This is a genomic window from Planomonospora alba, from assembly GCF_039534085.1.
Classification (GTDB): Bacteria; Actinomycetota; Actinomycetes; order Streptosporangiales; family Streptosporangiaceae; genus Planomonospora_B; species Planomonospora_B alba.
Window position 1 is genome coordinate 63,695 of sequence record NZ_BAAAUT010000004.1, and the last position, 22,484, is coordinate 86,178.

Below are 22,484 nucleotides of genomic sequence, written 5' to 3' on the forward strand. Positions count from 1 at the left end.
TGGTCTCCCCGGCGTCCTCGGCCGCACCGGCGGCGTCTCCGGCCGGGACCGCGCCGGCCCCGGGTGCCCCATCGGAAACCTCGCCGGGCTCCCGGCCGTACGCGGCGGCGCCGGACGCCGGGTCCGGCATCTCGCCGGCGCCGAGGCCGACGGCCTGGAAGGTCAGTGTCTGCTCGCCCAGGGACGCGGCGTCGTCCGGGGCCGGGACCGCCTCGACCGTCTCCCCGCTGGCGTCACCGGGCCGGTGACCGCCCTCGGCCGGGTGCACGGGCTTGTTGGCAGCCGATTTCACGGAACCCGCTCCGCTCGAACCATCTCGACCTCCTGGCCGACTTTCACGACGTCGCCGACGATCACGATCGCCGGTGGCCGGATCCCCGCCGCGGTCACGCGCTCCGCCACGGTGGACAGCGTGGCTCGGAGAGCTCGCTGGGTGGGAAGAGTACCGTCCTGTACCACCATTACGGGAGTTTCCGGCGAACGTCCTTCGCGGACCAGCGTCCCGGCGATCGCCTCGATCCGTTCGACGGCCATCATGAGGATCAGGGTTCCGTTCGACCGGGCCAGGCTGGGCCAGTCGACCGTGGACCTCTCGTCACCCGGCGGGACGTGCACCGAGACCACGTGGAACTCCTGGCTCACCCCCCGGTGCGTGACCGGGACGCCCGCCGCGGCGGGCACCGCGACCGGGCTCGTGATGCCCGGGACGACGGTGACCGGGATCCCCGCCCGGGCGCAGGCGAGCATCTCCTCGCCGCCGCGGCCGAAGACGAACGGGTCGCCGCCCTTGAGGCGGACGACGAACTTGCCCTGCCTCGCGTGCTCGACCAGCAGCTCGTTGATCTTCTCCTGGGCCAGGTAGCGCCCGTAGGGGATCTTCGCGGCGTCGATCAGCTCGACGTCCGGGGGCAGCTCGTCGAGCAGGGCCTGCGGGGCGAGCCGGTCGGCCACCACCACGTCCGCCTGAGAGAGCAGCTGCCGCCCGCGGACCGTGATCAGCCCGGGGTCGCCGGGGCCTCCCCCGACCAGCGCGACGCCGACCGGCTTGGTACGGCTGCGCCGGGCGTCGACCGTGCCGTCGCGGAGCGCCTCGACGACGGCGTCCCTGATCCCCGCGGCCCGTCTGGGGTCACCGCCCGCGGTGACCGCCACGCCGATCTCGCCCACCCGCCCGCTGGCGGGGGTCCAGGCGGCCGAGGCATCCTTGTCGTCGGCGCGTACGCACCAGATCCGCTTGGCGTCGGCCTCGGCGGCCACCGCGGCGTTCACCGCCGGGTCGTCGGTGCACGCGTGCACCAGCCACGCGCCGTCGAGGTCGCCCACCTGGTACGGCCTGGCCTCCCAGATCACCCGGCCGCTCGCGATGAGCTCGTCGAGGGCGTGCGTGACGCTCGTCGAGACGATGGTGACGAGAGCCCCGGCGTCCAGCAGGGCCGGGACTCGCCGCTGGGCGACACGGCCTCCGCCCACGACGAGCACCCGCCGCCCGGAGAGACGCAGGCCGAGCAGGTAGGGCGACATGGCGACAGATCTCCCGTTCACGACGAAGGGTGAAGCAGCGTGCGTTAGGAGGTAAACCTACCGGCTTCCGGTGTGTCGTTTGCTTCACCCCTGTTAACAAGGGTAAAGAGACCGGTGATCTCCGCGCCCGGGCCCGCCGCGGCGGGCCCGCCGCAGGTCAGGCCTCCTTCTCGGAGACCCCGGCCGAGTCGAAGGTGGCCACCTCGTGCATGACCCGGACCGCCGCGCAGACCAGGGGGTGGGCGAGCAGCCCGCCGGTCCCCTCGCCCAGCCGGAGCTCCAGTTCGACCAGGGGGCGCAGCCCGAGGTGGGCGAGGGCCAGGGCGTGTCCCGGCTCGGCCGAGCGGTGCCCCGCCACGCAGTGGTCCACCGCGTCCGGGGCCAGGGCCGCGGCGGCGAGGGCCGCCGATCCCGCGATCACGCCGTCCAGGATGACCGGCACCCGCAGCGACGCCGCCCCCAGGATGAACCCGGCGATCGCGGCGTGCTCCAGGCCGCCGACCGCGGCGAGCCTGCGCAGCGCCTCGGCGACGGTCATGCCGGGGGCCGGGTCCGCCAGGCCGTTGACCCGCAGCGCCCGGCGGACGATCTCCACCTTCCTGGCGAGGGTCTCGTCGTCGACGCCGGTCCCCCGGCCGGTCGCCTCGGCGGCGTCGTGGCCGGTGAAGGCGCAGATCAGCGCGGCCGAGGCGGTGGTGTTGGCGATGCCCATGTCCCCGGTGACCAGGCAGCGGGCGCCCTGCCCCACCAGCCGTCCGGCCACCGCGATCCCGGCCTCCAGCGCGGCCACGACCTGCCGCCCGGTCATCGCCGGGCCCCGGGACAGGTCCGCCGTGCCGTACGCGACCTTGTCGACGACGAGGCCCCGCGCGGGCGGCAGGTCGGCGGCGACGCCGACGTCCACGACCGTCACGCTCGCGCCGACCTGCGCCGCGAAGGCGTTGGCCACGGCGCCGCCGGCCAGGAAGTTGGCCACCATCTGCTGGGTGACCTCCTGCGGCCAGGGGGTGACCCCCTGGGCGTGGACGCCGTGGTCGGCGGCGAAGATGGCCAGCGCTGCGGGGGCGGGGATCGGCGGGGGGCTGGCGGCGGCGGCACCGGCGAGCCGTACCGCCACCTCCTCCAGCACGCCCAGCGCGCCGCGGGGCTTGGTCAGCCGGTCCTGGTGGGCACGTGCGTCGGCGACGGCCTGCGGATCGGCGGGGCGGATCGCGGCGAGGGTCTGCTCGAGGGACGTCATGCCCTCAGTCTCCCGGAAAGCCGGTCTTGCGGAGAAGTTCAGCGGGCGCCGCCGCCGAGCGCCTCCTCGTAGCGTTCGACGACCACGTCGGCCAGCCCTTCGCAGTCGCCGACGACCTCCGCACAGCGCACGTCCAGCTCGGGGTGGCCGGCGGCGTAGGCCATGGCCTGCGCCCAGACCTTCTCCAGCAGGCCCCCGGCGAACAGCAGGTAGGGCAGGACGATCACCCGCCGGGCCCCCAGGCGGCGGCAGCGCTCGATCCCCCCGGGCACGCCGGGCGGGGTGAGGGAGGCGAAGGCGGTCTCCACGGTGAGGTACTCGGGCGCGTGGGTCTCCCAGAACAGGCGGGAGACCCCGTGCACGTCGGCGTTGACCCCCGGGTCGGTGGAACCGTCGCCGACCAGGACCACGGCGGTCTCGCCGGGCTCGATCCGCTCCGGCTCGTCGTCGGGCGGGCCGCCTCCGGAGGCGGCGGAGGCGGCGGGCACGAGGCGGAGGCGGGGCACCTCGGCCGCGGCGTCGGCCAGCCGCTCGGCGAGCAGCGCGAGCAGGCGGGGGTCGCGGCCCAGAGGACGGCCGTAGTCGCAGGTGAGCATCGGGTGGCGCTCCTGCTCGCGGGCCATCGCGAAGATCTCGCCGCCGGTCCGCCGGTCCCCCGCCAGGCTCAGCGGGACCGCCACCATGCGGTGGTGCCCGCGGGCGACCAGCGAGGCGACCGACTCGCTCAGGCGCGGCCTGGCCTTGGTGACGAATCCCCCGGAGACGTCGGCGGCGACCCCGTCGAGACGGCAGCGGAGCCGGTGGACGAACCTGCCGAACTCGGCGGATCCGCCGTCGTCGAGCGAGCCCTGCCCGATGAGCAGCAGCGGCGGCTTCATAAGGGGACTCCAATGACCTTGACCTGGAACTACGCAGCGGCGACCGCCGAGGATAGTCCATGACGGCCCGTTCCGGACAGGTCACGGACCGGTGGTCTCCTCCGGCCCGCGGCCGGTGGAGTACACGACGAAGGCCTTCTCCGCGGTCTTCTTCGCGGCCTGCCGCACGGCCTGCCCGGCGGCCCGCTCCGCGGCGGGGAGGCCGTCCGGCCGCCCGCGGCCGGCGGACAGCGGGGAGGACCGGATCTCCACGCCCTCGGCCCGGTAGCCGTGCCCGCGCAGGACGTCCAGCGCGGCGGCGGCCCGCTCGGCCGTCCCGAAGGCGCCCACCAGGGAGCGGGGGCGCCGGGCCGCGCAGGCGGCGATCACGTCGGTGCCGCCGCCGCCGACGAAGACGGCGTCCGGGTCGGCCAGCGGCTCCAGGGCGGCGGGAGCGCGGCCCCGGGCCAGCGCGACCTTCACCCCGTGCGCGAGGACGGCGCGGCGCAGCCGGGCGCACGCCTCCTCCTCGGGCTCCACCGCGACCACGGCCGCGCCGAACAGGGCGCACTCCACCGCGATCTCCCCGCCGCCCGCGCCGATGTCCCAGACCAGGTCGCCGAGGCGGGGGCCGAGCCGGGCCAGCACGAACGCCCGCACCTGCGGGCTCAGGCCGCGGCCGGACCCGCCGGAGGCCCCGTCGGGGACACCGTCGGGGACACCGTCGGGACCCGCCGCCGGGCCGCCGGGGTCGCGCGCCCATCCGGCGGGGCCGGGCCGGGCCCCGGAGACCCACACGGGCTCCGCGGGGGCGCGGTGCAGCGGGTCCAGGACGATCACCACCTCGGGGTTCCTCCACGGCCGCGTGGTGGCCTCCCCCATCCGGCTGTGGGTGATCCGCTCGTCCGGGCCGCCGAGGTCCTCACAGACGATCAGGGTCCGAGGGGTGGTGGGGGCCAGTTCCCTGGCGATCTCGGCGGGCCCGGTGCCGGGCGCCGCGAGCACGGCGACCTTCGGATGGGCCCGGCAGGCGTTCGCCACCCGGTCGAGCCGCTCCCCGGTCACGACCAGGGCGTCCTCCCAGGACAGTCCGGCCCGGGCGAAGGCCTCCGACACGAGGGACGGCGCGGGGATCACCTCGGGGGAGACGCCGCAGGCGCGCAGCTCCGCGACCACGCCGAAGAACCCGGGGTCGCCCGCGGCGAGCACGACCAGCCGGCCGCCGGCCTCCCGCTGGGCCGCCACGGCCCGGCGGAGGGGGCCGGTGACCACCCGGGCCCGGCCGGGCAGCGGGCGGACGCGCTCCAGGAGCCGGTCGGGCCCGGTGAGCAGGGCGGCCTCCTCCAGCCGAGCGCGCGCCCGCGCCGGAACCCCCCGTCCGCCGACCCCGACAACCGTGATCATCGATGCTCACCGTCCTCGCCTCCGGGTGCCGTCACCCTGCCTTCAGGGTGGCGGCACGGCGCCCGCCGGACCAGTCCGTTCCGCCGTCGCGGTCCCGCTCCTCCCGGAAACGGCACCGGGAGACGAGACCGGCGCGGCCTGCATGTTTGCCCCGGACCCGCCGGGTATGGGTGTGGATTATCCACAGCGTGAGAGGGGTGACTCCTGATGGAACGCGGAAGTGCCAAGCACGGTTCGCGACTGGACGAGCAGCAGAAGCACGAGACCGAGGGGATGACCCGCAGCGGCGGCACTACGCATGCCGAGGAGTGGAAGGAGCCCGAGCCGATGCCGGCTCCCGGGGAGGGCGGCCTGTCGCGCTCCGCGTCCCGGCCGGCCGACCGCGAGCCGGGCGCTCCGGAGGGCATGACCTACGAGGACGTGGAACGCCGGGGCAACCTGGCCAAGTGGATCAGCGGCACAGGCGTCTTCCCCGCCGACCGCGACACCCTGCTGGCCCGCGCCGAGGAGCAGGGTGCACCGGACTCGGTGCTCGCCGCCGTCCGGTCACTGCCGAACGCGACCTTCACCAACATGGCGGACGTGGCGCAGGCACTCGGATACGGCACGGAGGAGCTCGGCTCCGTCACGGAGAAGAAGGATCAGGGATGAAACTGGACATGCTCCGGCCCCTGTACGAGCGGGAGGGGCCGTACGCATCGGCGTACCTCAACACCGACCGCGCCATGGAGCAGGGCGGTGACCAGGTCGAGCTGCGCTGGAAGGCGCTCAGTGAGCAGCTGGCGGACACCGACAAGGCGACCCTCGCGGTTCTCGAGAAGCTGTTCACCGACGTGAACGCGGCGGCTCCGGGCCGGGCGGCGTTCGCGGCGGGCGGCGAGATCCTCTACACCGAGGCGCTGGCCGAGCCGCCCCGCCGGGCGACCGCCCGCTGGTCGCCGCTGCCGCACGTCATGCCGCTGCTGGCGCAGCGGGGCGAGAACGTGCCGCACGTGCGGGTGATCATCGACCACCTGGGCGCGGACGTGGTCACGGTCGGTCCGGGCGCGCCGCGCCGTACGTCGGTGCAGGTGCAGGACTGGCCGCATCAGAAGACCTCCCAGGGCGGCTGGTCCCAGCGGCACTACGAGAACAACGTGGAGGAGACCTGGGCGCGCAACGCCCGGGCGGTGGCCGAGGCGGTGGACGAGGAGGTCCGCCGGGTCGGGGCGGAGCTGGTGGTCGTGGCCGGCGACCCGCAGTCCCGGCCGCTGCTGGTGGACAAGCTCGGCAAGGAGGCGTCCGACCGGCTGGTCGTGGTGGACCACGGGAGCCGGGCCACGGGCAGCGACCCGTTCCCGTTCAACCAGGACGTGGAGGCCGCGATCGACTCCTGGCTGGATCGGCGGCGCAAGGAGCTGCTGGAACGCTACGAGGAGGGGTCCGCGAAGGAGCTGGCGGCCTGCGGCCTGTCCGACGTGGCGTGCGCCCTGCGCGAGGGCCGGGTGGACACCGTGCTGATGGTCGACCGGCCGGACTCGGACGCCCTGATGTGGGTCGGCCCGGAGGGGGGCCAGCTCGCGGTGGAGCGCGAGGAGATGCAGGAGTGGGGCGTGGCCGAGCCGGTGCAGGACCGGGCGGACGCCGCGCTGGCCCGGGCGATCGCGGCGACCGACGCCGAGCTGTGGTTCGTCCCCGAACTCGACGTTCCCGGCGAGATCGCCGCGGTGTTCCGCTTCTGACGTCCACGGGGGCGTCGCGCCTCTGGACGCCGCTCACAGGCCGCCGCCCGCCGGGCCCGTCCACAGCGTGTCCGCCGGGCCGCTCTCCCAGCCGTCCGGGCCGGACGGCGGGGAGGGCGGCGGGGGGTCGAACGGCGGAGGGTCCGGCGGCGGGACGGTGAAGGCCGGCGGGGGGACGGAGTCGGCGGCCCGGCAGGACGCCCCGGAGCAGGCCGCCAGGGCGTCGAGCTGGCGCTCGAAGCGGGCGATCACCGAGCGCGGCACCTTGCCCGCGAGGTTGCGCAGCTGGTACGGGTCCGCGACGAGGTCGTAGAGCTGGTACTCGCCGGTCGCGTAGCGGACGAAGGTGTGCCGGGCGGTGCGCATCGCCCGGTACGGCGGGACCGGGGTCTGGGCGGCCGAGGACGGGTTCGCCGGGCGGTGGAACTCGACCAGCACGTTCTGCCGCCAGGAGGCGGGGGTCCGGCCGCGCAGCAGGGGGAGCAGGGAGCGGCCCTCGGCGAAGGCGGGGAGCCGGGCGCCGGCGAGGGCGGCGAAGGTGGGCGCGAGGTCAACGCTGGAGGCGACCTCGCGGATGGTGCGGCCGGGCGCGATCCCCGGCCCCCGGACGTACATCGGCACCCGGATCGACTCGTCGAACGGGGTCGTCTTGCCCTGGGGGAGCCGGTGCTGGCCCAGGTGGAAGCCGTTGTCCGAGCCGAAGAACAGGTAGGTGTCCTCCAGCTTCCCCGCGGCGCGCAGAGCCCTGACCAGGGATCCGACCAGGTCGTCCACGCCGAGCATGGCCCGGAGCCGGTCGCGGTACATCTCGTCGATCTTCTCGATCCGCCGCGGGGTCAGCCTCTTGCGGCCGCGCAGCCACCGGGGTTCGGCGGACAGGTCCTCCTGGTCGAAGGAGGGGGTGCGCGGGGCCGTGTGCCCGGCGAAGGCGCCGGCGTGCCGCGGGGCGTGGTTGGCGGGCAGGTGCGGGGCGACCGGCGCGAGGTAGAGGAAGAACGGGTCGTCCCCCTTGGAGACGAACGCGTCGGCCTTGGCGCTGAGCACGTCCGTCAGGTAGTCCTCGGGCGCGTGCCCGTAGGCCTTGAGCCTGCCGTTCTCGTTGAGCGTGTAGCCGTACTCCTCGTACAGCCTGCGCACCGGCACGTGCCACTCGTCCCAGCCCTGCGGCACGTGCGTGGCCGGGGCCGCGGCGCCCGGGTAGTGGTTGAGGTATTTGCCCATCAGCGCCGTACGGTATCCGGCGTTCTTCATCCAGACCCCGATATTGGAGCGTTCCAGACCTTTGGCGTGGAAGCGCTCGAACCCTCCTTCCGGTGCCGTGTTGGTCAGCACACCGTGGCTGTGGACGTACTGGGAGCGCAGGATCGACGCGCGGGACGGGCAGCACCACGAGTTCGGCACGAAGAACCGGTCGAAACCGGTGCCCGCACGGACGAACTCGTTCCAGATATTCGGAAACTTCTGCAGATCTCCCACCCCCAGGTCGTCGACCAGGACGAACACGACGTTCGGCCGCGGGGACACCTCGGCCACGGCCGGGAAAGCCGTGGACGCACCGAGGGTGAGCAGGGGAAACAGGCAAAGGGCCTTTCGGGCGGCGTTCAACACGGTGTCACGTTTCCCCGAAGTCCCGGTCTCGACACCGGACCTTCCGCCAAGTGGAATAGAACCTGTTCCAATACGGAGCCGTACCCGGACGAAAGGCCCCACCATGAGCACCGATCTGAGGCTCGGCCTGAACCTCGGCTACTGGCAGCGCGACCCCGACGACGCCACCGCGCTCGTCCAGGCCGCCGAGCGGCTCGGCTACGAGTCGGTCTGGACCGCCGAGGCCTACGGCAGCGACGCCTTCACTCCCCTGGCCTGGTACGGCGCGCGCACCACGCGCATCAAGCTGGGCACCTCGGTCGCGCAGATCGCCGCCAGGACCCCCGCGGCCACCGCCATGACCGCGATGACGCTGGACCACCTCACCGGCGGGCGGCTGCTGCTCGGCATCGGCGCCTCCGGCCCCCAGGTGGTCGAGGGCTGGTACGGCGTGCCGTTCGGCAGACCGCTTGCCCGCACCCGCGAGTACGTCGAGATCATGCGCCGGATATGGCGGCGCGAGGGGCCCGTGACCGCGGACGGCGAGCACTACCCGCTCCCGGTGCGGCCGGGGGACCGCGCCGGGGTCACCGGCCTCGGCAAGCCGCTGAAGCTCATCACCCGCCCGCTGCGCCCGGACATCCCCCTCTACCTCGGCGCCGAGGGGCCGCGGAACGTCGCCCTCGCCGCCGAGATCGCCGACGGCTGGCTCCCGCTGTTCGCGTTCCCCGAGAAGATCGAGCAGATGTACGGGCCGTCGCTGACCGCGGCCCGGCCGGGGTTCGACATCGCGGCCATGGTCATGACGCTGGTCACCGACGACGTGCGGGCGGCACTGGACGGGGTGAAGACGATGCTCACCCTCTACATCGGCGGCATGGGGGCGCGTGAGCGCAACTTCCACGCCGACATCATCGGCCGGATGGGCTACGCCGACGCCGCGCGGCAGGTGCAGGAGCTCTACCTGGCCGGGCGCAGGGACGAGGCGTTCGCCGCGATCCCGGACGAGCTGGCCGACGGCATCTCCCTGGTCGGCCCGCCCGGCCGGATCCGCGAGCGGCTGGAGCCCTGGCGCAAGAGCCCTGTGACGCACCTGCTCGTCATGGGGCCGGGCGACGAGCCCTCCCTGCGCACGATCCGCGACCTGGTCCTGGGCTGACGGCCGCGGCCGTCCTGCATCGACGGCCGCGACGCGGCCGTCGGCGGGATCCCCCGGCCGCGGCCGTCGGCGGGATCCCCGACCGCGCTCAGTCCGGGCGCGGCGCCGGGTTCTCGGTGACCGACCGGAGCACCGGGGCGCTCGCCGCCCCCGCCCCGATCACCCCGGCGAAGCCGAGGACCACGCAGGCGAGCAGGGTGACCAGTCCCCGGGTGTTCACCGAGGTGACCGCGAACGGCAGCGCGCAGAACACGCCGACCGCGATGGAGCCTCCGCCCATGACGGCCAGCGGGATGAGCGTCTCGGCGCGGCGGGCCCGGTCGAGGACCCGCAGCGGGGTGCCCGCCAGGCGCAGCAGCGCGTAGGTCTGCCTGCGGTCGAGGACCGAGGAGACGGCGGTGATCCCGGCGCTGACGACGGCGACCAGGAACGAGACCACGAGCACCACGAGCGTCCCGGTGCCGATGTCCCCGATCAGCACCAGGCCGAACCGGTCCTCGTCCGCTTCGGAGGTGGCGCTGCGGCCCGGGACCAGGCCGTCGAGCGCGGTGCGGGCCCGGTCGGCCAGTGCCGCGTCCACCTGGGCGGCCGCCGCCCCGCCGTCCCCGCCCGAGGCGCTCCCCTGCGCGTCCCCGGAGGCGCCCCGGGTCCCCCGGCCCGCCTGGACCTCCCCCGCGTCCCGCCCGCCGGCGAGCGCGACGACGAGGGTCCGCTCCTCGCCCTTTCCTGTGACCTCGACCCCGGCGGGCACGCCCGCCTCGGCCAGGCGTTCGCGCGCCTGCCCGGTGAGCGCGGCGGCCCGCTCCGCCGGGACGGTGATCCGCAGCCGGGAGGCGTCGGACTCGCCGAGCATGTCCGCCGTGGGGCTCAGCAGGAGCATGAATCCCGCGACGAACCCGGTCAGGGCCACGCCGCTCACGGTCCGCCAGGCCGACCTGGGGTCGTCCACCAGCCGCCGCCCGGCCAGCAGCCGGGCGGGCCCGCGCGCCGTGCGCGCGGTGACCCTGCCGATCACGCCGACCACCCACGGCCCGGCCAGGTTGATCGACAGGAAGGCCAGGCCCAGCACCACCGCGATCACCCCGGCGCCGGTCCCGGCGCTCAGCGCGGGCACCACGGCCAGGACCGCCAGCAGCGCGACGACCCGCACGAAGCGCATCGCCGGCGGCGTCTCCCGCTTCGCCACGCCGAGCGGGCTGACCACGACCCGGCGCAGGCCGACGACCGCCGACAGGCCGACGAGGAGCGGCACCGCCGCCAGCACGGCGAGCGTGTACGGCACGCCCGGCCACAGGTCGGCGGCGAACCAGGGGCCGCCGCCGATCTCGATGCGGGTCAGCGGCGGGATCAGCAGGCCGTACAGGAGCGCGCCCGCGACCGCCCCGGCGGACGCGGTGATCACCGCCTCGGCGGCGGTCATCGCGACCACCTGGCCCCCGGTCGCGCCGACCAGCCGGAGCGCGGCCAGCCGCTGGTCGCGGCGGGCCACGGTGAGCCGGGCCGCCGCGCCCCCGAACACGAGCAGCGGCACGACCATCAGCACGCTGGCGATCAGCGCGAGCGCCTGGTAGCCCTGGGCGTCGAAGGACGGCTTCCCGGTGAAGTCCGAGATGCGCGTGGGCGCCACGCCCTCGCGCGGCCCGTCCGTCTCCCGCCCGTCCCGTACGGCGAACACCGCGGCGTCCGGTGCCCATCCCCGCACGGCGACCAGCTCGCCGGGGTGGATCAGCGCCTCGTCGCCGACCGTGCCGCCGCCCTTCCCGGCGAACCGGGCGGCCCGCTGGTCGGCCGGGAGCCGCCGGGCGAGTTCGGCCAGCGCCGGGGAGAGCCAGACCTCGCCCGGCGCGGGGAAGCGCTCCAGGCCCGGCGGCGGGGGCGCGTCAGGGGAGAGCGCGGCGAGCTCCACGACGGTGATCCGCTCCTCGCGCACGTAGTCGGTGCGCACGGCCTGGACGGCGACGGCCCCGCCCTGCGCCGGGACCGGGTTGCGCCACGCCTCCCGGTCGCCGCGTCCCTGGAAGGCGAGGTTGGCGGAGACCGCGAAGAGCAGCAGCGCGGTGGAGACCGCCACCGCCACCGCGGTCAGCGCCGCGCCCAGCATGTTCCGGCGCCCGCCCCCGCGCAGCAGCCGCCAGCTGAGCCCCGGCAGCGCGCTCACACGCCCGCCCCGGTCAGGATCCGGCCGTCGCGGACCTCGACCGTGCGGCCGCACCAGCGGGCCACCTGCGGATCGTGGGTGACGACCACCAGGGAGGCGTCGTTGCCCCGGGTCGCCTCCACCAGCAGGCGCATCGTGTCGTGGCCGGTGGCCTGGTCGAGCGCGCCGGTCGGCTCGTCGGCGAAGACCACCGCGGGCCGGGTGACCAGCGCGCGGGCGATCGCCACCCGCTGGGCCTGGCCGCCGGACAGCTCACCGGGGCGGCGCTCCTCCATGCCGCCCAGGCCGAGCGGGCCGAACCACTCCCGGGCCCGCCGTACGGCGTCGCCCCGGGACATGCCGCCCAGCATCAGCGGCAGGGCGACGTTCTCGTCGGCTGGGAGCTCGGGCAGGAGCTGGCCGAACTGGAACACGAACCCGAACCGGGTACGGCGCAGCGCGCTGCGCTCCCGCTCCCCCATCGTGTCGATCCGCTGCCCGAGCAGGTGCACCTCCCCCTCGTCCGGCTTCATGATCCCCGCCAGGCAGTGCAGCAGTGTCGACTTGCCCGACCCGCTCGGCCCCATGATGGCCACGGCCTCGCCGCGGCCTATCGCCAGTCCGGCGCCCGCCAGCGCCACGGTCGGCCCGAAACGCTTGACCAGGCCGGACCCTTCGAGAACAACAGCAGTCATGGCAGCACTCTCGCGGGTGGCGGAGGTGCGGCGGATCGGCCGAGGGGGCGATCCGGCGGGTGCCGGGTCGGCCGAAAGTCGGATCGGCCCGGAACCTGGCAGAATCTGCCGGGTGACGATTCGGGTGCTCATCGCCGACGACCAGGAGCTGGTGCGGACCGGCTTCCAGATGATCCTGGACGCCCAGCCGGACATGGAGGTCGTGGCGACCGCCGCCGACGGCGCCCAGGCGGTCGAACAGGCCAGGCGCCTGCGGCCCGACGTGTGCCTGCTCGACATCCGGATGCCCCGGCTGGACGGCCTGGAGGCCACCAAGATCCTGGCCGGTCCCGGCGTCCCCGACCCGATGCGGGTGGTCATCGTCACCACCTTCGACCTGGACGAGTACGTCTACGGGGCGCTGCGGTCCGGAGCGACCGGGTTCCTGCTCAAGGACAGCGGGCCGACGCTGCTGATCGAGGCGATCCGCGCCGCCGCCGCCGGGGACGCCCTGGTCTCCCCGTCGGTGACCGTGCGGCTGCTGGAGCACCTGGCCCGCCCTCCGGCCGGCCGTTCCCGGCCGCCCGCCGAGCCGCTGACGGAGCGGGAGCTGGACGTGGTCCGGCTGGTGGCGCGGGGCCGGACCAACCAGGAGGTCGCCGCCGAGCTGTTCGTCTCGCTCTCGACGGTCAAGACCCACCTGGGGAGCATCCAGGCCAAGCTCGGGGCGAGGAACCGCGTGGAGATCGCCGCCTGGGCGTGGGAGTCCGGCGTGGTGAGTTGATTGGCGCGACGACAGGCGGGATAGAAGAAGGGCAAGCCCTTCAGCGCATGCCCGGGGGGAGATTCACATGCGCCCTGCCCCGCCGCCGAGCACGAGGCCTGCCGCGCTCGTCTACGCGGCCCTCGCTCTGCAGGTGACCGCGGTCACCGCCCTCGCCGTGTTCGAGTGGGTGCGGGGAGGCCGGCTGGCCCGGGAGATCGCGGCACTCGGCGGCGACCCCCGCGCCCCCGGCGCGCAGGCCCTCGTCGGCGCGGTCACCACCTTCGCCGTCCTGGTCATCCTCGTGGCGGCGGCCACGGCCGCCGCGGCCGCCGCCTACCTGTTCTGGCTGGTGCGGGCCCGGCGGTGGGCCGGCGCGCCCTCCGGCCCCGCCGCGCCCGCGGGCTCCCGCGCCCCCTCGGCCGCGCCGGTCCTGGCGGGCTGGCTCGTGCCGGGGCTGAACCTGGTGGCCCCGCCGGTGCTGGTCGACCGGCTCTGGCGCGACTCCCGCCCGCAGGTGGAGCACCGCGGCCGTTGGCTGGCGCTGCTGACCGCCTGGTGGCTGAGCTGCCTGGCCACCCTCGCCCTCCTGCTCCGGCTCCCCCTGGCCCCCGCTCACGGGACGGCCGACCTGACCGGCATCGGTCTGCCCGAGCTGGCCGCGGTGGTCGTCTCTGCCTTGCTGTGCGGGCTGACGGTCCAGCGGATCACCCGGATCCAGACGGAGAGCGCCCTGCGCTTCCGGACCGCGGCCGGGCGGTTCGGCCCGGAGCTGCCCGGCCTGGCCTACCAGGGTTTCTGACCCCGCGGCCCGCCCTCCTCACGGCCCGTCCCCTTCCCCCCGCCGCTGCCGTCTCCGGCCGATGGACGCCGATGGATCTCGGTACGCTGAGCTCCCCATTTGACGGCGTTTGCGGTTAGGTGTCACGAGTGAACAACCTCAGTCCGGGCGACCCCCTGCAGATCGGGCGGTACCGCGTGCTCAGCCGGCTGGGCCGGGGCGGCATGGGCACCGTCTACCTCGGCGAGGCCCCCGACGGCCAGCGGGTCGCCCTCAAGGTGATCAACTCGGAGTACAGCCAGCACGAGCAGTTCCGGATGCGGTTCCGGCGGGAGGCCGACGCGGCCCGGCGGGTCCGCCGCTTCTGCACGGCGGCGGTGCTGGAGGCCGCGCTCGACGGTGACCAGCTCTACGTGGTGACCGAGTTCGTGCCCGGCCCGAACCTGGAGGAGGCCGTGCGGTCGGGCGGCCCGCTCCGGGGTTCCAGCCTCGACGCGCTCGCGGTCGGCGTGGCCACCGCGCTGACCGCGATCCACGGGGCCGGGGTCGTGCACCGCGACCTCAAGCCGTCCAACGTGCTGCTCTCCCCGGTCGGCCCCCGGGTGATCGACTTCGGCATCGCCCGGGCCCTCGACACGCTCAGCGGCGTCACCGGGACCGGTGAGATCATCGGCACCCCCCGCTACATGGCGCCGGAGGTGCTGCGCGGCGAGCCGGTCTCGCCGGCGTGCGACGTGTTCTCCTGGGGCTGCCTGGTGGCGTTCGCGGCGAGCGGCCGGGCGCCGTTCGGCGGGGAGGCGCTGCACGCGGTGCTCTACCAGGTGCTCAACACCGAGCCGGTGCTGGAGGGCATGGAGCCGGGCCTGCGCGAGCTGGTGGCCCGCGCCATGGCCAAGGACCCGGGCCATCGCCCCACCGCCCAGCAGCTCCTCGACCACCTGGTCGGCCGGTCCGCCCCGCCGGAGCAGACCGCGCACTCGGTCCAGGCGGTCTGGCAGCAGGGCCCGCCGACGCCGCGGGAGACCGTTCCGCAGGGGGACGCCGGACCGGAGGGGCGGCCGGGCGCGTACGCCGGTCCGGGCGCATACCCGGGACCCGGGGCGCAGGCGGGACCGGGCACGTACCCCGGGCCCGGGGCGCAGGCGGGACCGGGGCCGCAGCCGGGACCCGCGGCGCACCCCGGGCCGGTTCCCCGCACCGGGCCGACGGCGGCGCACGGACCGGCGGGCCCCGGGGGCACGGGCGGACCCGGGCGGGCGGACGCCACCCTGGCCGCCCCGGCCGCCCTGACCGCTCCGACCGCCCTGGCCGCCCCGGCCGCGGTGACCCGGCGCAAGAAGCTGATCGCCGGAGCCGCGGCCGCCGCCCTCGTCGCGGCCGCCGGGGGCCTCGGGCTCTACCTGGCGCTCGCAGCGGGCGGCCCGCCGACCGACCTGCCGCTGCTCTACCAGGACGACTTCACCCAGAACAGCGACTGGAGAGGCGGCACCTACGACCCGGCCACCGGCAACTACGGCTACGTGCCCGAGGGGTACTACGCCGCCGACGCCGACGGCGACGACCCGGTCCAGCGGGTGATCGCGCCGGTCCCCTTCGCGACCGCCCCGCCGGCCACGCCGGACCCCTCCGTCACCCCCACCCCGGTCATCCCGGACCGGCTGCTGCTCGGCGTCGACGTCACCGTGCGCAACGGCAGCTCGGGCCTGGGCGAGTACGGGCTGTTCTGCCGGGGCGAGGACACCACCCAGGCGACCCGCTACGAGTTCCTGATCGACACCTCGGGGAACGCCCGCATCCGCCGCGCCGTCAAGAGCGCCGGAGGCGACCTGACCGAGCCCGTCCGCCTCGACCTGCCCAAGGGCAAGCCGGTCCGGATCCAGGCCGAGTGCTCGGCCGGCGCCGAGGGGATGGAACTCACCATGTGGGTCGACGGCGAGCGGGTGCAGTCCGCCACGGACGCCGACCCGCTCCCGCGCGGGGAGGTCGGCATGATCGTCCGGGTCGGCGAGAAGAGCGGTGCCACGCTGAAGGCGGGCTTCGACAACTTCACGATGCGCGGCACGCCCCCGCAGAAGCAGCCCTGAGGACCACGGCCCTCCGCGGGGGTTCCGGGGGCGTGGACCGGGAGCCGAGGAGCCCGCGCACCGCGGAATGCGGGCCCGGCCCCCGGCCGCGGGACGGTGAATGACCCTTCCGCGGTTGGGGATGATCGAAAAAGGCACCGAAGCGAAGGAGTCCCCACGATGCGCGCCATAGTCGTCTCCGCCACCGGCGGTCCGGAGGTCCTCGAGTACTCCGACTACCCGGACCCCGAGCTGAACCCGGGCGAGGTGCTGGTCGACGTCGCCGCCGGCGGGGTGAACTTCATCGACGTCTACCACCGGATGGGCCGCTACCCCCTCTCGCTGCCCTTCGTGCCCGGCAACGAGGGCGCCGGCACGGTCGCGGCGGTCGGCGAGGACGTCGAGGGGGTCTCCGTCGGTGACAAGGTCGCCTGGGCGAACGTCATGGGCAGCTACGCCGAGAAGGCCGTGGTCCCGGTCTCCCACCTGCTCATGGTCCCCGAGGGGGTGGAGCCCGAGCTCGCGGCGGCCGTCACGCTCCAGGGGCTGACCGCGCACTACCTGACCCACTCGGTGCACGAGGTCAAGCCCGGCGACGACGTGCTGGTGCACGCCGCGGCCGGCGGCATGGGCCTGCTGCTCGTCCAGATCGCCAAGCTCCGCGGCGCCCGGGTGATCGGCACGGTCTCCACCGAGGAGAAGGAGGAGCTGGCCCGCCGGGCCGGCGCCGACGAGGTCCTGCGCTACAAGGGCTTCGCCGACGCGGTCCGCGACCTGACGGGCTCGGGCGTGCACGTCGTCTACGACGGGGTCGGCGCGACCACCTTCGCCGAGAGCCTCGCCGCCCTGCGCCCGCGCGGCATGATGGCCCTGTACGGCCAGGCCAGCGGCCCGGTCCCGCCGATCGACCCGCAGGTCCTGGCCCGGGAGGGGTCGCTGTTCCTGACCCGCCCCAGCCTCGGCGCCTACATCGCCACCAAGGACGAGCTCGCCTGGCGGGCCTCCGACCTGTACGGCTGGCTGGCCTCCGGTGAGCTCCGGGTGCACGTCTCCCGGCGCTACCCGCTGGCCGAGGCGGCCCGGGCCCACGAGGACCTGGAGGCCCGCCGCACCACCGGCAAGCTCCTGCTGATCCCCTGACCGCTCCCGGCGCGGCCGCACCCGGCTCGGGGCGGCCGCGTCCCCTCCCCGTGCGCGGCCGCCGCCTCCTCCCGTGAGGCGGGGGCCGCACGCCGTCCCGCTCCCGTGAGGCGGCGGCCGCGCGCCGTCCCGGCAGGTCACCGGCTCCCGCGCGTCCCGGTCTCCCCGCGGGTCCCGGCTTCTCCGGGCCGGCGGGAGCGTCCGCACCGGCGCCGCCGTACGTCACTCCGGTGCGTCCCGCTCCCCCAGCCCGACCGGGAACGCGTCGAAGTGCACGATGACGCGGGCGGTGCCCGGGGCGTCCTCCGGCCGCCCCTTCGCCTTCTCCCGGTGGGCGTCGACGACCCGGGCGACCTCCCGGACCAGGTCCGCCAGTTCCTCCCGGGTCAGGCGCAGGACGGCGCGCAGGTCCAGCGTGGCCTCGATCCACTCGCGCGGGGTGCTCCGCGACTCCTCCAGCCAGCGGCCGAGGTCCTCGCCACGCCTGCGGACGAGGTCGGCGAGCACCAGCTCCGCGGCGTCCGCGGTGTCGGGGTCGCGGCGGAACCTGTCCCCGTCGAAGCCGAACCGGCTGGCCCGCCACCAGCGCTCCTTCCCCTTGCCCTGCCCGGGGGCGTCCTCGATGAGACCGTGCCGGGCGAGCCGGCGCAGGTGGTAGCTCGTCGATCCGGTGCTCTCCCCGGTCCTGGCGGCCAGCTGCGTCGCCGTGGCGGGGCCGTCGCGCTCCAGCAGCTCCAGCAGCCGGAGCCGTACGGGATGCGCGAGCCCTTTGAGCGCCGAGGCGTCGAGTTCACGGCTCTTGTCATCCATCGGTTGCAGCCTTATCTTTGCAAAGAAACGTTTGCATACTTCCCTTTGCACACACGTTACCGAGAGCGGGCATGCCACGACGATCCTTCCGCCGACTGTGGACCTCCTCGGCGCTGTCCAACACCGCGGACGGCGTCGTCGTCGTGGGCCTGCCGCTGCTGGCGGTCGCGCTGACCCGCTCGCCGTTCCTGGTCGCGCTCGTCAGCGCGGCGGCGACGCTCCCGTGGCTGCTGCTCTCCCTGCACGCGGGCGCGCTGGCCGACCGGCACGACCGGCGGCGGATGATGATCGCGGCGGCCTGGACGCGGGCGGGCGTGCTGGCCGCACTCGCCGCGGCGGCCTGGCTGGACGCGCTGAGCCTGCCGGTGCTGCTGGCAGGGGCGCTGCTGCTCGGCGCCGCGGAGGTCTTCGCCGACACCTCCGCGCAATCCATGGTGCCGATGACCGTGCCGCGCGAGCGGCTCACCGACGCCACCGGCAAGCTCGTCGCGGCGCAGACGGTCGGCAACAACTTCCTCGGCGCGCCGGCGGCCGGCGTCCTGGCCGCGACCGGCGCCGCCGTCACGCTCGGGGCACCCGCCCTGCTGTACGCGCTGTCGGGGCTGGCCGTGCTCGGCATGCGCGGACGCTTCCGCGTCGAGAACCCCTCCACCCGGTCGCTCCGCTACGACATCGCCGAGGGCCTGCGCCACCTGTGGAACCACCGCGTACTGCGGAGCCTGGCCGTCTTCGCGGGCGTGCTCAACTTCGCCAACGACGCCTACTTCGCCGTCTTCGTGCTCTGGATCGTCGGCGAGGGGTCGCGGGTGGGCCTCACCTCCGCCGGGTACGGCGTGCTCGCGGCGCTCCTGGCCGCGGGGGCGGTGGCGGGCTCGCTGCTGGCCGAGCGGCTGGCGCGGCGCGCCGGCCAGGTCAGGACGCTGATCACCGTCAACCTGGTCAACGCCCTCCTGCTGCTCGTCCCCGTCCTGGCTCCCACCGCGGCCGCGATCGCCGTCACCGCCGTGCTCCTCGGCGCGACCAACGCCGTCTCCAACACCATCCTCGTCTCGCTGCGGCAGCGGCTCGTCCCCGAAGCGCTGATGGGGCGCGTCCACGCGACCATGCGCCTGATCGGCATGGGGTCCCGGCCGCTGGGCGCGGCGGCGGGCGGCGCCCTCGGCGCGGCGGCCGGGCTGCCCGCGGTGTTCTACGCCGCCGCCGCACTGTGCGTCCTGACCGTCCTGCTCGTCTCCCGGTCCGTCACGGCCCGCTCGGTCACCGCCGCCGAAGCCGAAGCCGAAGCCGCGCCCGCCGGGAGCCTCCGGACCGCAGGCGGGACCGCGAGGAGCTCGGCCGACGGGACCGGGAGCGCCGGGACCGCAGGCGGGGACGTCCGGGCCGGGACGCCGCCCGCGGCCCGCTGACCCCGGCGCGCCACCTCGGCTCTCGGCTCCCCCCCGACGCTCAGGTCCGCCGCTCCGACTCCAAGGGCTGGGCGGGCCAGTCGAGGAGGCGGGCGCCCAGCACGGCGGTCTCCAGGGTGAACCGCTGGGTGGGGTCGTCGGGCGAGAAACCGGTGAGCCTGCGGATGCGCTCCAACCGGTAGGTCACGGCCCGGGTGCTGACACCGAGCCGGCGCGCGGCGGCGGCCTGGTTGCCCTGGACGGCGAAGACGGCCTCCAGCGTGTCGAGCAGCGGCCCGGGGCCGCCCCGGGCCGTCAGCAGCGGGCTCAGCACGGTCGTGACCAGATCGTCGATGGCCTCCCGGTCCCGCAGCAGCACGGGGAAGACCAGCAGGTCGGCCGCCTTGAGGACGGAGGCCCGCAGGCCCAGCCGGTCCCCCAGCTCGATCGCGTTGGCCGCCTCCCTATAAGACGTGACCACCCCGCCGGGTCCCCGGTGCGGGCGCCCCACGCCGACCCGCCAGCCGGGCTCGAACGCCTGTCGCACGTGATGGGCGAACTCGCCGGTCGCCGCGGCGAGGCTGCCCGGCGCGACGCACACCAGCAGGCCGTCCCGGACGGCCACCAGGACGTTGTGCGAGCCGAAGCGGGTGATCAGCGCCTCCTCGATCCGCCGCACCACCGGATCGGCCTCCCGCGGCGCCGCCTCCCCGGCATCGGCCGCCTCGGGACGGGTCTCCTCCGCGCCGCGCGGCGCGGGCCCGGCCGACCGGGCGACGGCCACCACGTAGGACTCCGCGAGCCGGAGGCCGAAGTGCTCGGCGCGCTCGGCGAGCCGGTCGGCCCGCCCCTGGAGCAGGTCGTCGACGAACTCCCGGCGCGCCGCCTCCTCCCGCCGGATCGCCAGCCGCTGGGCGCTCTCATACCCCTCCATCAGCGCGGCGACCGCCCGCCTCAGCACGGTGAGCACGACCGCGGGAAGCACGGCCGCGGGACGCTCGGCCCGGCCGGAGCGGCCCGCCTCCTCCGGGCCGGACCGCTCGGCCGCGGCCAGGGCGGCGTCGACCAGCTCCCGCAGCGGCAGGCCGAGCTCCGCGGCCCGCACCCCGGCCGCCCGGTAGCCGTCGAGCGCCTGGCGGCCGGGCAGCCGTCCGGTGGCGGCCGCCTCACGCAGCGTCCGGGAGTGGCCGCCGAGCAGGTCGGCGGCCACCCTCGCGGCCTCGTCCATCACACCCCTACGTCGCGCCGGTCGAACAGGAGGATCGCGGCGATCAGCAGCACGACGGTCGCCCCGGCCAACACGAGATAGTCCCCGACGGGGAAGCCCTCGTAAAGCGGCCGGCCCTCCAGGTAGTAGTGGAACGGCGAGATCCAGCGCAGCCAGGAGAGCGCGTCCACGTTCCTGCCCATGGTCTCCACGATGTAGCCGCCGACCGCGAGCGCGCCGACGACCGCCGTCGCCGGTCCCCGGCGACCGGCGGCCGCACCCACCGCCAGGGCCAGCGTGCCGAAGAACAGGCCGAGCAGGAGGACGCCGGTGTGCGCCGCCAGGATCCGGCCGGCGGGGACGTCCATGTCGGCGGCGACCGCCGCGCCCCACGCGAGCAGGAAGGTCACCGCGGCGACGGCGAGCAGGCCGAGGGCCATCGCCGCGAAGCGCTCGGCCACCAGCCGTCTGCGGTCGATCGGGAGCGTGACGGTCAGCTCCAGCGTGCCCGACTCCTCCGGCCGGGCGATCGCCCGGTTGCCCAGGACCGCCGCGCACCCGACGAACAGCATCGGGCCGAACATCTGGTAGACCACGCTGTGCAGGTATCCGACTCCCGAGGTGAAGTCCTGCAGCCCGCCCAGCAGGTCGCGCAGCACGTCGGGATACTTGGCCAGGGCCGCCGGGCCGTAGATGTCCTTGTTCCGGGAGATGTTCGGGTAGATCGACAGATACAACGCGAAGAACGCCCCGATGCCGACCGCCCAGCCGATCAGCGTCCTGCGGTAGTCCCGCAGGGTCTTAGACAGCAGCGCGGGCATGGCGCCCCTCCTCGTCGTTCTCGCTGTAGTACGCCAGGAAGATCTCTTCCAGGTCGGGCTCCGCGCTGGCCAGGTGCACGACGGTGAACCGGGCCGCCGCCTTGATCAGCGCGTCGGGCCGGCCGTCGAGGGTGCAGCTCAGACTCGCGCCGTTGATCCTCAGGTCCCGCACCCCCGGAAGGTCCGCGAACGCCTCGGGCGGCACGGGCGCGTCGAAGTGGAGCTCCAGGCGGCGCACCGCCTTCTCCTTCAGCGCCGCGACCTCCTCGACCGCGACCAGCCGCCCGGCGCGGACGATGCCCACCCGGTCGGCGACGTCCTCCACCTCGGCGAGCACGTGCGAGGACATCAGGACGGTCCGGCCCGCCGCGCGCACCTCGCGGACCATCGCCAGGAACTCCTGCTGGACCAGGGGGTCCAGGCCCCCGGTCGGCTCGTCCAGGATCAGGAACTCCGGCTCGTGCATGAACGCCTGGATCAGGCCGACCTTCTGCTTGTTGCCCTTGGAGAGCTTGCCCATCGGCACCGACAGGTCGGCCTCCAGCCGCTCGGCGAGCCCGGCGATCCTGGCCGCGGGCACGCCGCCCCGGACCCGGCCCAGGAAGGCGAGATACTCGCTCGCCTTCTCCCGGCCCTCCAGGGCCAGCTCACCGGGGAGGTATCCGACCCGCGCGCGGACCCCGGGATCGCGCGGGTCCGTGCCCAGCACGCTCGCCCGGCCGCGGGTGGGCCGGATCACGTCGAGCAGGAGCCGGATGGTGGTCGTCTTGCCCGCGCCGTTCGGGCCGAGGTAACCGAACACCTCTCCGGGGCGGATCTCCAGGTCGAGATCCTCCAACCCCCGGCGCCTGCCGTAGAACTTGGTCAGTCCTTCGGTCGTCACTACCGCTGTCATGCCCCAGATCGTGCCCTGCGGCCGCTGCCCGGACCATGACCTGTTCTTGACACTTGCGCTCGTCTTCGTTGCCCGGTTCCGGCAAGCGTTCCACTCTCCGGCGGTCCGGCGGTGCTCGCCCGGCGCGGTCTCTTCCCGGCCCCGCCGGGTCAGGAACGACGGACGCGCACGGTGCTGTGCGGCAGGTGGGTGTTGCGGAGCTCCTGCCGGGCGTCGACGTGGATGTCGAGGTTCCGGCCGCCGGCGAAGACGGCGAGGTCGAGGACGGGGGCCGTCTTCTGCAGATAGAGGTTCTCAGCGCTTTCAGGCCCGCCAGCGG

20 protein-coding genes are annotated in these 22,484 nt (G+C 75.1%); 8 read left to right on the forward strand and 12 right to left on the reverse strand.

Going from position 1 to position 22,484, the window contains the following annotated elements:
* From ABD823_RS03290 to cbiE, 5 genes are all read right to left on the reverse strand, one after another.
* Window positions 1–292: hypothetical protein (locus ABD823_RS03290; RefSeq protein WP_344855732.1), on the reverse strand; the 292-nt coding region annotated here is incomplete at its 3' end.
* Window positions 289–1,521 (reverse strand): uroporphyrinogen-III C-methyltransferase, encoded by a 1,233-nt coding sequence (cobA, locus tag ABD823_RS03295; protein WP_344855936.1) that lies wholly within the window; start codon window positions 1,519–1,521, stop codon window positions 289–291. The genes cobA and ABD823_RS03290, both read right to left, overlap by 4 nt.
* 157 nt (window positions 1,522–1,678) lie before the next feature.
* Window positions 1,679–2,761 carry a nicotinate-nucleotide--dimethylbenzimidazole phosphoribosyltransferase gene (cobT, locus tag ABD823_RS03300; RefSeq protein WP_344855734.1) on the reverse strand — a complete coding sequence of 361 codons (1,083 nt, stop codon included), beginning with the start codon at window positions 2,759–2,761 and terminating at the stop codon, window positions 1,679–1,681.
* A 38-nt stretch (window positions 2,762–2,799) separates the two neighbouring features.
* A complete protein-coding gene (locus tag ABD823_RS03305; protein WP_344855736.1) occupies window positions 2,800–3,639 on the reverse strand; it encodes a sirohydrochlorin chelatase in 840 nt (279 codons plus the stop codon).
* An 81-nt stretch (window positions 3,640–3,720) separates the two neighbouring features.
* Window positions 3,721–5,022 carry a precorrin-6y C5,15-methyltransferase (decarboxylating) subunit CbiE gene (cbiE, locus tag ABD823_RS03310; RefSeq protein WP_344855738.1) on the reverse strand — a complete coding sequence of 434 codons (1,302 nt, stop codon included), beginning with the start codon at window positions 5,020–5,022 and terminating at the stop codon, window positions 3,721–3,723.
* Window positions 5,023–5,229: 207 nt separating this feature from the next.
* Between cbiE and ABD823_RS03315 the strand changes: the two genes are divergently transcribed.
* Complete coding sequence (locus ABD823_RS03315) at window positions 5,230–5,673, forward strand: DUF2795 domain-containing protein (protein ID WP_344855740.1); 444 nt, start codon at window positions 5,230–5,232, stop codon at window positions 5,671–5,673.
* Window positions 5,670–6,743, forward strand: a complete 1,074-nt coding sequence (locus ABD823_RS03320) for a baeRF2 domain-containing protein (protein WP_344855742.1) — start codon at window positions 5,670–5,672, stop codon at window positions 6,741–6,743. The genes ABD823_RS03315 and ABD823_RS03320 overlap by 4 nt, the downstream gene beginning before the upstream one ends.
* Window positions 6,744–6,776: 33 nt before the next feature.
* Here the strand turns inward: ABD823_RS03320 and ABD823_RS03325 are convergent, their stop codons facing one another.
* A complete protein-coding gene (locus tag ABD823_RS03325; protein WP_344855744.1) occupies window positions 6,777–8,276 on the reverse strand; it encodes a sulfatase family protein in 1,500 nt (499 codons plus the stop codon).
* A 178-nt stretch (window positions 8,277–8,454) separates the two neighbouring features.
* Between ABD823_RS03325 and ABD823_RS03330 the strand changes: the two genes are divergently transcribed.
* The gene (locus ABD823_RS03330) at window positions 8,455–9,489 is read left to right on the forward strand and encodes an LLM class F420-dependent oxidoreductase (RefSeq protein WP_344855746.1); all 1,035 of its coding nucleotides are present in this window, start codon (window positions 8,455–8,457) and stop codon (window positions 9,487–9,489) included.
* 88 nt (window positions 9,490–9,577) lie between these two features.
* On the opposite strand, the gene ABD823_RS03335 is transcribed toward ABD823_RS03330, so the two are convergent.
* Both ABD823_RS03335 and ABD823_RS03340 read right to left on the reverse strand, forming a co-directional pair.
* Window positions 9,578–11,647: an ABC transporter permease family protein gene (locus tag ABD823_RS03335; RefSeq protein ID WP_344855748.1), complete on the reverse strand. Its 2,070-nt coding sequence runs from the start codon at window positions 11,645–11,647 to the stop codon at window positions 9,578–9,580.
* Window positions 11,644–12,321, reverse strand: coding sequence for an ABC transporter ATP-binding protein (locus tag ABD823_RS03340; protein ID WP_344855750.1), 678 nt, complete (start codon window positions 12,319–12,321; stop codon window positions 11,644–11,646). The genes ABD823_RS03335 and ABD823_RS03340 overlap by 4 nt, the downstream gene beginning before the upstream one ends.
* A gap of 112 nt (window positions 12,322–12,433) precedes the next feature.
* Here ABD823_RS03340 and ABD823_RS03345 point away from each other — a divergent pair, with 112 nt between their 5' ends.
* The 4 genes from ABD823_RS03345 to ABD823_RS03360 all read left to right on the forward strand — a co-directional run bounded on the left by ABD823_RS03345 (window position 12,434) and on the right by ABD823_RS03360 (window position 17,047).
* Window positions 12,434–13,084, forward strand: coding sequence for a response regulator transcription factor (locus ABD823_RS03345; protein WP_344855753.1), 651 nt, complete (start codon window positions 12,434–12,436; stop codon window positions 13,082–13,084).
* A 67-nt stretch (window positions 13,085–13,151) separates the two neighbouring features.
* Window positions 13,152–13,865 carry a DUF4328 domain-containing protein gene (locus tag ABD823_RS03350; RefSeq protein ID WP_344855755.1) on the forward strand — a complete coding sequence of 238 codons (714 nt, stop codon included), beginning with the start codon at window positions 13,152–13,154 and terminating at the stop codon, window positions 13,863–13,865.
* A 128-nt stretch (window positions 13,866–13,993) separates the two neighbouring features.
* Window positions 13,994–15,928, forward strand: coding sequence for a serine/threonine-protein kinase (locus ABD823_RS03355; RefSeq protein ID WP_344855757.1), 1,935 nt, complete (start codon window positions 13,994–13,996; stop codon window positions 15,926–15,928).
* Between the two features lie 159 nt (window positions 15,929–16,087).
* Window positions 16,088–17,047 carry a quinone oxidoreductase family protein gene (locus ABD823_RS03360; RefSeq protein WP_344855759.1) on the forward strand — a complete coding sequence of 320 codons (960 nt, stop codon included), beginning with the start codon at window positions 16,088–16,090 and terminating at the stop codon, window positions 17,045–17,047.
* Window positions 17,048–17,269: 222 nt separating this feature from the next.
* On the opposite strand, the gene ABD823_RS03365 is transcribed toward ABD823_RS03360, so the two are convergent.
* On the reverse strand, window positions 17,270–17,857 hold the full coding sequence (locus ABD823_RS03365) for a helix-turn-helix domain-containing protein (protein WP_344855761.1): 588 nt from the start codon (window positions 17,855–17,857) through the stop codon (window positions 17,270–17,272).
* Window positions 17,858–17,928: 71 nt separating this feature from the next.
* Between ABD823_RS03365 and ABD823_RS03370 the strand changes: the two genes are divergently transcribed.
* Window positions 17,929–19,263 (forward strand): MFS transporter, encoded by a 1,335-nt coding sequence (locus ABD823_RS03370; protein ID WP_344855763.1) that lies wholly within the window; start codon window positions 17,929–17,931, stop codon window positions 19,261–19,263.
* A gap of 40 nt (window positions 19,264–19,303) precedes the next feature.
* On the opposite strand, the gene ABD823_RS03375 is transcribed toward ABD823_RS03370, so the two are convergent.
* The 3 genes from ABD823_RS03375 to ABD823_RS03385 are packed head-to-tail and all read right to left on the reverse strand — an operon-like array spanning window position 19,304 to window position 22,165.
* A complete protein-coding gene (locus tag ABD823_RS03375) occupies window positions 19,304–20,470 on the reverse strand; it encodes a PucR family transcriptional regulator (protein WP_344855765.1) in 1,167 nt (388 codons plus the stop codon).
* Window positions 20,470–21,270, reverse strand: coding sequence for an ABC transporter permease subunit (locus tag ABD823_RS03380; RefSeq protein ID WP_344855767.1), 801 nt, complete (start codon window positions 21,268–21,270; stop codon window positions 20,470–20,472). Before ABD823_RS03380 ends, ABD823_RS03375 begins: the two co-directional genes overlap by 1 nt.
* Window positions 21,251–22,165 carry an ABC transporter ATP-binding protein gene (locus ABD823_RS03385; RefSeq protein ID WP_344855769.1) on the reverse strand — a complete coding sequence of 305 codons (915 nt, stop codon included), beginning with the start codon at window positions 22,163–22,165 and terminating at the stop codon, window positions 21,251–21,253. Before ABD823_RS03385 ends, ABD823_RS03380 begins: the two co-directional genes overlap by 20 nt.
* Between the last annotated feature and the right edge of the window lie 319 nt (window positions 22,166–22,484).